Source organism: Brevundimonas sp., assembly GCF_023259385.1.
In the GTDB taxonomy this organism is placed as follows: domain Bacteria; phylum Pseudomonadota; class Alphaproteobacteria; order Caulobacterales; family Caulobacteraceae; genus Brevundimonas.
In genome coordinates this window covers 1-893 of record NZ_JAHFPF010000119.1, presented here as the reverse complement: position 1 = coordinate 893, position 893 = coordinate 1, and the positions used below count along the sequence as shown (strand labels likewise).

The following is an 893-nucleotide window of genomic DNA, read 5'->3' as shown; positions in this document are numbered from 1 at the left end:
GCGCTCGGCCAGACGCCAGCGGTCGTAGGCGGGCGGGGTCCAGTCGGCCTGGACGGCCTGGCTGGTGATCAGACCCAGGTGGTGCTGCCAGTGGCGGATCGCGCCGGTGTCGCCGTTGTCGACCTCGACATGGTCGAACAGCGGCGCGGCGCCCGAACGGCGCAGCCAGCCGTCCAGGGCCCGGCCGAAACCGCAGTAGTCGGCGTAGGTGCGGTCGCCCAGCGCCAGCAGGCCGTAGGACAGGCCCTGGAGGTCGGCGGGGGCCTTCATCACCTGACGCACGAACCACGACATGCTGTCGGGGGGATCGCCCTCGCCGGTGGTGGAGGCGACAACCAGCAGGCGGCCGGCGGCCTTCAGCTCGTCGGGCTCGAGATCGCCGAGCAGGGCGACGCGGGCCGGGGTTCCGGCGTCGGACAGGCTCTTGGCCGTCATCCACGCCAGCTCCTCGGCGAGGCCGGTCTGGCTGGCGAAGGCGACGAGGACGGCGTCCGCGCCCGCCGGCGGCGCCAGCGCGGCGGCTTTGCGGGCAGCGGCGCGTTTGGCCAGCGCCCGGCTGACGATGACCCAGAGGACGCTCAGCAGCCATAGGCCGACAGCCACGGCGGCCCATGTCAGACGCCCGGGATCGGTGGTCACGCGCCCTCGTCCAACATGGCGGCGAAGGCGGGGGTGACGATCTCCGTGACGCCGTCGTAGCCGCGCACGACGAAGGCGGCGGCGATCTTCATGGCGGTGGCGAAGGCGGGGCCTTCCGTCGGCCCCATGACGGTGAGGGCCGTGGCCATGGCGTCGGCGTACATCGCCGTTTCGGCCAGGACGGTGACCGAGGCGACGTTGTTCTCGATCGGCTGGCCGGTGCGGCCGTCGATCGTGTGGCTGTAGGTCCGGCC

The 893-nt window shown here is 72.9% G+C and carries 2 protein-coding genes; both read right to left on the bottom strand.

Features of this window, described 5'->3' with window-relative positions:
• On the bottom strand, positions 1-639 hold a 639-nt coding region (locus Q0C81_RS10345), incomplete at its 3' end, for a flavodoxin domain-containing protein (RefSeq protein WP_291837193.1).
• Positions 636-893 (bottom strand): FAD:protein FMN transferase (locus Q0C81_RS10340; protein ID WP_291837191.1); only part of this gene is annotated, 258 nt, incomplete at its 5' end. The genes Q0C81_RS10340 and Q0C81_RS10345, both read right to left, overlap by 4 nt.